The organism is Caballeronia sp. BR00000012568055 (assembly GCF_029439455.1).
Lineage (GTDB): Bacteria > Pseudomonadota > Gammaproteobacteria > Burkholderiales > Burkholderiaceae > Caballeronia.
Genome location: NZ_JAQFVG010000248.1, coordinates 1 through 8,833, shown reverse-complemented (window position 1 = coordinate 8,833; position 8,833 = coordinate 1). Strand labels below are relative to the sequence as shown.

At 62.9% G+C, this 8,833-nt stretch carries 9 protein-coding genes; 4 read left to right on the top strand and 5 right to left on the bottom strand.

All coding sequences use genetic code 11. The features are described 5' to 3' along the window. The 5 genes from P7F28_RS13160 to P7F28_RS13140 form a co-directional block, all read right to left on the bottom strand. On the bottom strand, positions 1-884 hold an 884-nt coding region (locus P7F28_RS13160), incomplete at its 3' end, for a catalase (RefSeq protein ID WP_277184936.1). An 84-nt stretch (positions 885-968) separates the two neighbouring features. Continuing rightward, complete coding sequence (locus tag P7F28_RS13155; RefSeq protein WP_277185153.1) at positions 969-2,609, bottom strand: S10 family peptidase; 1,641 nt, start codon at positions 2,607-2,609, stop codon at positions 969-971. Between the two features lie 158 nt (positions 2,610-2,767). Next, positions 2,768-4,345, bottom strand: coding sequence for a protease pro-enzyme activation domain-containing protein (locus tag P7F28_RS13150; RefSeq protein WP_277184934.1), 1,578 nt, complete (start codon positions 4,343-4,345; stop codon positions 2,768-2,770). A 192-nt stretch (positions 4,346-4,537) separates the two neighbouring features. Further along, positions 4,538-5,137: an O-methyltransferase gene (locus P7F28_RS13145; RefSeq protein ID WP_277184932.1), complete on the bottom strand. Its 600-nt coding sequence runs from the start codon at positions 5,135-5,137 to the stop codon at positions 4,538-4,540. Positions 5,138-5,211: 74 nt separating this feature from the next. Further along, positions 5,212-5,619, bottom strand: a complete 408-nt coding sequence (locus P7F28_RS13140) for a GFA family protein (protein ID WP_277184931.1) — start codon at positions 5,617-5,619, stop codon at positions 5,212-5,214. Positions 5,620-5,702: 83 nt separating this feature from the next. Between P7F28_RS13140 and P7F28_RS13135 the strand changes: the two genes are divergently transcribed. The 4 genes from P7F28_RS13135 to P7F28_RS13120 form a co-directional block, all read left to right on the top strand. Next, entirely contained in the window at positions 5,703-7,034 is a 1,332-nt protein-coding gene (locus tag P7F28_RS13135; RefSeq protein WP_277184930.1) for an inositol monophosphatase, read from the top strand. Positions 7,035-7,036: 2 nt separating this feature from the next. Further along, positions 7,037-7,549: an isochorismatase family protein gene (locus P7F28_RS13130; RefSeq protein WP_277184929.1), complete on the top strand. Its 513-nt coding sequence runs from the start codon at positions 7,037-7,039 to the stop codon at positions 7,547-7,549. Positions 7,550-7,607: 58 nt separating this feature from the next. Beyond that, the gene (locus P7F28_RS13125) at positions 7,608-7,862 is read left to right on the top strand and encodes a DUF4148 domain-containing protein (RefSeq protein ID WP_277184928.1); all 255 of its coding nucleotides are present in this window, start codon (positions 7,608-7,610) and stop codon (positions 7,860-7,862) included. A 328-nt stretch (positions 7,863-8,190) separates the two neighbouring features. Then, positions 8,191-8,833: 2Fe-2S iron-sulfur cluster-binding protein (locus tag P7F28_RS13120; protein WP_277184927.1), on the top strand; the 643-nt coding region annotated here is incomplete at its 3' end.

The following is an 8,833-nucleotide window of genomic DNA, read 5'->3' as shown; positions in this document are numbered from 1 at the left end:
TCCCATTCCGGATAGTCGCCGTTATCGATCGCTTCCCACAAATCGCGACGGTGATAGTCCGCGTCCTTGCCCTGAATCTTCTGCGCCTCGTCCCACAACAACGATGCCGAACCGATGGTCGGACGCCAGTGGAACTTCACAAAGCGCCCTTTTCCTTCGGCATTGATAAAGCGGAACGTATGGATGCCGAAGCCTTCCATCGTGCGGAAACTCTTCGGCAAGGCGCGATCGGACATCGCCCACAAGACCATATGCTGCGATTCCGGCACGAGGGAAACGAAGTCCCAGAAGGTATCGTGCGCGGAGCCGCCTTGCGGAATTTCGTTGTGCGGTTCGGGCTTCACGGCATGGACGAAGTCTGGAAACTTGATCGCGTCCTGAATGAAGAAGACCGGCATATTGTTGCCGACCATATCGAAGTTGCCTTCTTCCGTGTAGAACTTGACCGCGAAACCGCGCACGTCGCGCACGGTATCGGCGGAACCGCGCGAGCCTTGCACGGTGGAAAAGCGCAGATAAACCGGCGTTTCCTTCGACGGATCTTGCAGGAATCCGGCCTTCGTCAATTCGGCCTGCGATTCGTACACCTTGAACACGCCATGCGCCGCTGCGCCGCGCGCATGCACGATACGCTCGGGAATCCGCTCATGATCGAAGTGCGTGATTTTTTCACGCATGATGAAATCTTCAAGCAGCGACGGGCCGCGCTCGCCCTGGCGCAGCGAGTTTTGGTTATCCGAAATTTTGACGCCGTGATTGGTGGTCAGCGCCTGACCGGTGGCGTCGGTGCGGAAGGTTTCGAGCGCTTCGACCTTCGCGCTGGTGTTGTCTTGTTGCGACGGCGTGCGAGCGACGCCGCTCGCGGCTTGCTTCTTCGTGGGCATATGCGGGAACTCCTGTAGGGGACGACAGCGATCTTTTGCTTATGACGTCCGCAATAGGTGTTCCCGCGCGCCCGGCGCTACCTTTTACTGCGGCGACAACGCATCCTTCTTCTCGCGCGTCGTCTTCTGCAAGGCCACGATCCGCGACATCGCCGCATGATTCGATGTCGCTTCGTCGTACATCTTCGCCAGATCGGCCTTCAATTGCGTACGCGATCCGCCATCGAGATAAACCATATGTCCCGATGGATAGAACGTCGCCGACAGATTCTGCCGCACGGTCTTGTCGATCAGCGGCATCTGCTGAAGATCGATGATGGTCTGATAGAACGGCGTCACGAAGTCGTACATACCGTTGGCCGACAGCACTTTCAGATCGACGTTGAGCGCCATCACCGCGGCCAGATCGCCCGCCGTATAGAGAATGATGTTGCCCTTTGAATCGATGCCGACTTGTTTGCCGGTCGGGTCCGTGTGCTTGAAGTCCCAGTTGAGAAACGCCTGATCGTTCAGATCCGTGAACGACGACGTGGACGTGAATTTCAGTTGCTCGTTCAGATAGCTGTTCCACATCGACGTGTAGACGCCGCTGACCGCCGTCATGGTCGGATCGTTGCCGCCCGAATTCGGGTCGATCTTGCCCGCGATACCGCTGGAAATGCCGGTCACGCGTCCATCGTAGGAACCGAGCGCTTCGCCTTTCGACTTGAGCAAGGTGGTCAGAAAGAGCGAGTTGCCACGGCTGTCGTACGCGGCGATATCCAGACTCCACGCAATCAGCGTCGCCTTGTCGATGCCCGTATATTCCGAGAGCTTTTCGACCACTTCATCATCGGTCTGCGGGAATTTCTTCAGCGCGTTCAGATAATCCGTGCGCGAAAATTCCGCCACTTCCTCCATGAAGTTGAGCAGATTCGTGGGCGTCGGATGCACGCCGAGCTTCTTGTGATACCACGCATCGGCGGATGCGGTCGGCAGCGCGCCGACCGGATTGCCCGACTGCCGGTAATCGAGAATCGACGATTGCAGCGTCACCCCGTTCAGGTCGATGCCGTCCTCGTGCAGCTTGTACGCCAGCACGCAACTGCGCGCCGTGCCGTACGACTCGCCGAACAGAAACTTCGGCGAATTCCAGCGATTGTTCTTCGTCAGATAGCGCTTGATGAATTGCGCGATGGAACCGGCGTCCTCGTCCACGCCCCAGAAATCGCGATTCTTGTTCGGCGCGATTGCCGCCGAATAACCGGTCCCGACCGGATTGATGAAGATCAGATCGCTTTTGTCGAGCAGGCTGTCCGGGTTGTCTTCCATCTGATACGGCGCGGGCGGCGTGAAGCTCGGCATCGCGGTCTTGATGCGGCGCGGCGCGAACGAGCCGAGCAGCACGAATACCGACGACGAGCCCGGCCCGCCGTTGTAGAAGAACGTCAGCGGCCGCGTGTCTTCCTTCGCGCCGTCCTTGGTGAAGGCGACGTAGAACATCTTCGCGTCGGGCTTCGAACTGCTCGGATCGACGGTCACCAAATGGCCGACGGTCGCCGTGTAGTTGATCTTCGCCCCGCCGATGCTGACGCTGTGATGCGTGACCGCCGCGTTTTCATCGGCCTGCGTGGCATCGACGGAATCGTCGGGACCGTTGCCGTAGGGCGTCGGATCGAAGTACGGCTGATCCTTTTTCCCCGATGGCTTCGCGGGCGCTTTCTTGGCGGCGGCCTTTTCCGGCATCGTCGCCAGCGCGGCTTGCGTCGCGGCGCGGGCGGGCTCGGGCGTTTCGGTTGCGGTCGAATCGGCCGGTTTGTGATCTGAGTTCAGTGGATCGGAGTTCATCGTCTTGCTCCAGAATCGTCGTCGTGGTTGTTGTTCACTGTCTTCTTGCCTTGCTGCTAACTCTTTGCAGCCTTCAGCGCCGCCGCGACCTTCGCGCCGTTCGGACTGCCGAGGCCCGTGCACGCATCCCATCCGGCCGATGCCGAATAGCTGCCGTTATCGCCCTGCGTGATGTCGTTGCACGCGGTCTTCGCCTTGTACAGCTTCGGATTGACGAAGCCGGCGGGCGCACCGTTGATCGCGTTGATGCGCGCGATCAGCGCGGCCCACAGCGGCGCGACCGCGCTGGTGCCGCCGACGACCGTCTCCTCGCCGTCGATCAGCACTTCGTAGCCGGTTTGCGGCGAAGCATCGCCTGCGACGTCGGGCACGCCGCGTTTGGCCAGCGCCGTGTGCTGCCCGCCCGCGCGCGTCACCGATAAACCCTTCTGCCACGTCGGCACCGCAAATACGGACGACACCCCGCCGCCGCCCGCGCCGCCCTGATCGCCGTCGTTCCAGACGACTTCGCGCGCAATGCCCGTGGCGGAAGCCGTCAGATTCGTGCCACCGCAGCCGAGCACGTACGGGCTGGAGGCGGGGAAATCGACGTGATCGGAGCCGTCGCTGGCGCCGTCCGATGAACCGCTGTCGCCCGATGCCGCGCAAACGGTCACGCCGAGCGCGGCCGCGCTTTGCAGCACATCGTTGAACGCGTTGATCGACTGCTGCGTCCAGTTCGATTCCGGCCCGCCCCAACTGATCGATACGACCGACGGCTTATTCGTCGTGTCATGAATGGCGCGATTGACGGCGTCGATAAAACCGGCATCGCTATTGGGCGTGAAGTACACGGCGATGGTCGCCGCCGGCGCAACGCCGCCCGCGATTTCGATATCCAGCGTCACTTCGCCGTCCGGCCCGTTCGGATTACCCGACGGCGCGTTCTTGCCGCCATCCACGCCGACCGACAGCACCTTGGGCGCTTTCACGCCGATCTTCGAGAAATACGCGCTGAGATCGCTGGTCTTGTACCCGCCGCCCAGTTCAATGATGCCGATGCACTGTCCCGCGCCGTCGCCTGCGGGGAATTGATATAGCCGCGCGAGATCGACCGGCGTGAACGAAGTCTGCGCGGCGCCGCGCATCGGCTTGAACGGCGGGCGGAAGCGGAAATGCGGACGCGCCTGCGGACGGCTGTCGAGCCCGAGCACGGCGGTGACGGCATCGTGCATGTCGTCGGGCACGCTGACCGTGCCGGTACGTCCGCGAAACTCGCCGATGTTGTGATGTTGAAAGCGTTCGAGTTTCACATCGAACGCTTTCTGAAATTGTTCGATGGTGCCTTTCAGCACCACGCTGCGCGTATTCGACTCCGCGCGCACCACCGACAAACCGTACTGCTTCGCAAAGTCTTTCACCTTGGCGATGTCTTCATCGGATGCGCCGAAGCGCTTGTCGAACTCGTCGCGCGAAACGGGCTGCGCGGCGGCATCGCCCGATTCGATTTTCGACATCAGCGCCTTGAAGCCCGCTTCGTCCTTGCGGCGCAGCATGACGATCACTTCGATCTGCTCGCCCGGATCGCATTGGCCGACGCACTTCGCGCCTTCGGGATGCTGCTTGTCGCTGCCGCTTACCGGTTGCTTCGCCATAATCGATGCTCCTAAGCAATGTGTTTCAGAGGTTCTCGATCCTTGAAGCCTTCGCGTCTGCTCAAGGGCGCGCATACGTTTTCGTCGCTCATTGTCATAACGCACGCCGATAATCTTATTTTCCGCACGCGAATGCAATTGGTCGGATCGTTAATCCATGATGCGGTTCCGCCGAGACAAACGATGTCTCGTTCAGCGCGGACGCCGCCACGCGATATGCAGCCCTTTGCCAACGGGCGCGACCGTGGAATCGAACTCGCCGGTGGCATCGACCGCTGCCAGATAGCCGGCAATTTCCTGGGGATGAGACAGTGCGTTGTCCGCGCAAAGCAGCGCGTCGGGCGCGAGTTTGGGCAACAGCACGGCAAGCTGATCGGGCGCGCTGATGCGGTCGGCGTCGAAGAACACGCAGTCGAACGGGCCGGGCTGCGCGCGGCAGGCGGCGGTGGCGTCGCCTTCGAGCAGATGGACGGCGTCCTGCAGCGAGGCTTCGGCGAGATTGGCGCGAGCCATGTCGAGCTTGGCGGCATCGCGTTCGATGGAAACGACCGGTTCGCCGCCGATCGCCTTCATGGCGCTGGCAAGCCAAAGCGTGGAATACGCGTTGGACGTGCCGATCTCCAGCACGCGCCGCCGTTTCGCCGATACGACCAGCAGATACAGCAACTCGGCGGTCGGCCGCTCGAGATTGAGCATGCGCTCGGCGCGGTCGGCGGTGCGGGCGTCGTGATCGGCGGCGAAGCGTTCGAGCCGATCGAGCAGCGCGGCAAGGGTGGAATCGAGTTGGATCAAGCGCGTCTCCTCAGCATGAAGAACCGGCGGGCGTTCATCATACGACGCCGTGCACGCTCAAAGCACTAAGCCACTCAGCGCGTGCGCTCTTCCTCGTATTCGGGCCTGACATGCGGCAGCCACGGCTCGCGATGCTTGCTCCAAAGCTCGTATTGCGGCTCGAAGCGGCCGGTGTCATCGAAAGCGCCGAGCGGCAAGTCGATCTCGCCGTGCGTGACGAATTCCATATACGCCACCGATCCGCATACCGGGCAGAAATGCCGCCGCCCTGCTTCCGAGCTTTGCCAGGTTTGCACGCGCCCGCTCATCTCGACCGCATCGCGCGGAAAGATGGCGTAGGCACCGAATGGCGCGCCGTGCACGCGCCGGCACGTCATGCAATGACACATGCCGATGCGGATCGGCTGGCCCGTCGCGCGGAAGCGAAATGCGCCGCATGCGCAACCGCCTTCCACCGTCTCGTTCGTCAAGAGCGATTTCATCGATACACCTCCGGCAAGCCCGTGTGCACGCCGCGCCCCGGGCGGCTTCACGGTTTGTTACGATTATCCGATACGACTCGGAGATGGCACTCATGAGCAATGCGGGCACGGGCAACATAAAAAGCAACTTGTCGCTGTTGAAACTCTTACCCGGCGCGGGATCGGAATTCGGCCCCGCCGCCACCGATCTCGTCGCGCACGTCCTGTCGCACGCGCGCTTCGACGCCAACGCGGACACTCATGCGCCGCGCGAAACCTTCCGAGGCGTGTCCGTCGATGAAGTCATGTCCGACGAATACGTATTCCCGCTCGGCCGCACGGGACAATCGATCGTGCTGACGGGGTATCGGATTGCGGCGGGTTTTATCGCCGAACGTGCCGCCGATGAGTGGCTCGAACTGGCTCGCAAGGAACGCGCCGCACGCGGTCTGCCGCACGATCCTTCCGGCGACGAACCGCATCTCGCACCCGATCCCGCCGAAGCCGATCAACTGCTCGACCGCGCGGGCGACTGCGCGCAACGCATTCTCGATCCGGTCGCGGGCGAGCCGCTGATCTCGCTTTTCGAAACGCATTACCGAGGCGGGCGCGAGTTTCTGCGGCTGTCGTGGGAAGGCTTGCCGGAAGATCTGGTGCCCGCGTCGCGGCGTCCGCTGGCGGCGCTGGCTTCATCGGCGGAAAACGGTGAGCGCCGCGAAAAGCGCGATTACGATCCCTATGGTCTCGAAGGCACCGGCGATTACGACGTAGACCGGCCGCTGGCGTATCGCGAGAAGATCGGGCCGTTTTTGTTCACGATGACCTATCGCCACGAGTATCCGCAAGTGGACGACGAGCGTTTGGGCACCGCGTTCGCGGTGTTTCACGAGGCGGGCAGCGATATCGTCGCGGCGGCGGTCGAGCTGAAGCTTGTGAAAGTGCCGCCGCTCACCAGCAGCGCGGACCTCGTCTATACGCTCGACACGTATTCCGGCGACATGCTTTCGCTCGCGCTCGCGGCCACGGAAGCGCTCGGGCCGCAGGGTTTGTGCGATGTGTTTAACGCGCATCGCGTGATTTACATCAGCATGTGGGAAGTGCGCAAACCGTGGCGCGGCGAGGGATTGGGCGTGGCCCTGCTGCATCAGGCGCTCGAACGCCTCCCTGTCGATGTCGATGGCCGGCCTAACGCGCTGTGCGTCGCGCCGGAGCCGTATCAGACGGAGATGAAGCATTTCGAGATGCTGCCCGCCGTGCTGCGCGAGGAACTGAAAGCGCCCGCGCGACGGCTTTCCGCGCATCTGACGAACTGGCTGGAGCGCTCGAAACTGCCGATCGCCATGCACTTTTTCGTGCCGATGGCCAAGCACGCGGGCATCGGCTCGGCGGGCGAGAATGCGCGGCTGATCGATCGGATCATGGAAAGCGAGGCTTGAATATGACGCTCGTTGTCATCGATATGCAGGCGAAACTGGTGCCGCATATCGACGGTGGCGAACGCTTGAGCGCGCGCGTCGGAACGCTCAAACGCGCCGCTGATTTGCTCGATATACCGGTGATCGTCACGGAGCAGAATCCGCGCGGCTTGGGCGCGACCTTGCCGGAGCTTGTCGGCGCGCGGCATCGCCTGATAGAAAAAGATTCGTTCGATGCGACCCGCGCGCCTGCTTTTCTCGACGCGCTGCCGCCCGCGCCTGCCACGCTGTGGATCGCCGGCGCGGAGGCGCATGTCTGCGTGCTGCTGACGGCGCTCGGTTTGTTGCAGCGCGGTTATCGCGTGGAATGGGTGGCGGATGCGGTCGGTTCGCGCCGCGCCGAAGACCGCGTCATCGCTGAAATGCGCGCGCAGCAGGACGGCGCGCGGCTCACGACGGTCGAAACCACGCTGTTCGGCTGGCTCGGCGATTTCCGGCATCCACGGTTTCGGGACGTGCTGGCGCTTGTGAAATAAGCATCCGTTGCGCGTCCGAGCACGTATAGATCGACACCCACGATCACGGAGCGTGCCGATGAAAACCGCCTTCCTTCTTGCCGCCTGCGCATTCAGCGCATCGGCGTTCGCCCAGACCGGCATGATGAACGATCAGCCGATGCAAGGCGCCGCTCAAATGCCGATGGCCTCCAACGGACCCGTGACGCGCGCGCAAGTCCGCGCCGATCTCGCCCGCGCCCGCGTCGATGGCACGATTCCCCGCTTCGGCAATCCCGATCCCTACGGACCGGCGCGTTCGTCGCGTAATTCGCCGCTTTACCCGCCGCGTTGACACGCCGAAGCAAGGCCGACGTAAGGCCGACGTAAGGCCGCAAGTTACCGCATCGGGCAGCATTTACTTGCGTGACTGGCACACACCGCTGCGTAAGCCAGTCAGCGGCATCTGGCATCCGACTTGCTCGTGTTGACATTCGCGCGCCCGAACGTTCGATCCGCTTACAGTCATCGAACGGTCTCGCGCGCCTTCATATGCGCCGCTTGACGGACCTGGGCATCGGCGCTCGCGTGACCGTCGTCGCAGACGGCACGCGAGCAGCACGCCCACGCAGACTCAGGCCACGGCGACGCCCTTCCGAACGAGCGAGGAGCCTTCGATCGCCATGTCCCCTGTCGATACCCCGAACGCGCAAAAGCCGTCACGCCGGCGCTTTCTGCAATCCGCCGCTGCGGCTGCGGCCGTGACCGCCGCGCCACTTGCCCATGCGCAGCAGCAAACCCAAACCGCGCCGCCACCGCCATCCGCCGCGCCGACGATGCCCGTCAAGCTGACCATCAATGGCCATCCCTACGAACTGCAAGTCGAAGCGCGCACCACGCTGCTCGATGCCTTGCGCGAATACGCCGAACTGACCGGCACAAAGAAAGGCTGCGACCGCGGCCAGTGCGGCGCGTGCACGGTGATCGCGGCGGGACGGCGCATCAACTCGTGTCTGACGCTTGCGGTCATGCACGACGGCGAAAGCATCACGACCGTCGAAGGCCTCGCGCCGACCGGCGATACGCTCAGCCCGATGCAGCGCGCCTTCATCGACAAGGACGCGTTTCAGTGCGGCTACTGTACGCCGGGGCAGTTGTGCTCGGCGACGGCGCTGATCGACGAATACCGCGCGGGCACCGCCAGCGCCGTAACCGCCGATGTGCGCTTTCGCCCGCGCGAACTGTCCGACGATGAAATCCGCGAGCGCATGAGCGGCAACATCTGCCGCTGCGGCGCATATCCGAATATCGTCGCGGCGGTGAAGG